This is a genomic window from Streptomonospora wellingtoniae (assembly GCF_031845375.1).
GTDB classification, from domain to species: Bacteria; Actinomycetota; Actinomycetes; order Streptosporangiales; family Streptosporangiaceae; genus Streptomonospora; species Streptomonospora wellingtoniae.
The window spans coordinates 1-305 of sequence record NZ_JAVREK010000090.1 but is presented as its reverse complement, the minus strand read 5'-3'; the positions used below and the strand labels follow the sequence as shown (position 1 = coordinate 305).

Genomic DNA, 305 nt, shown 5'->3' with positions numbered 1-305 from the left:
GGGCAGGTTAATCCGCCCAGGGTGAGTCTGGACCTAAGGCGAGGCCGACAGGCGTAGTCGATGGATAACGGGTTGATATTCCCGTACCCGTGCGCGTGCGCCCGTGTTGATAGCCCTGATGCTAACCTTGCTGGTCGGTGTTTCCGCTTTCGGGTGGTTGTGCCGGCTGGTCTGGGGTCCGAGGGGTGTGTAGGCAAGTGATGGGGTGACGCAGTGGGGTAGCTCTACCCGGCGGTGGTTGTCCGGGGGTAAGCGTGTAGCCCGGGGTGGTGGTAAATCCCTGCCCTGTTGTGGGTGAGGCGTGA

The 305-nt window shown here is 62.6% G+C and carries 1 rRNA gene; it reads left to right on the top strand.

What is annotated here, in order from left to right:
* A 23S ribosomal RNA gene (locus tag RM446_RS24760) occupies positions 1–305 on the top strand; the annotation flags it as partial.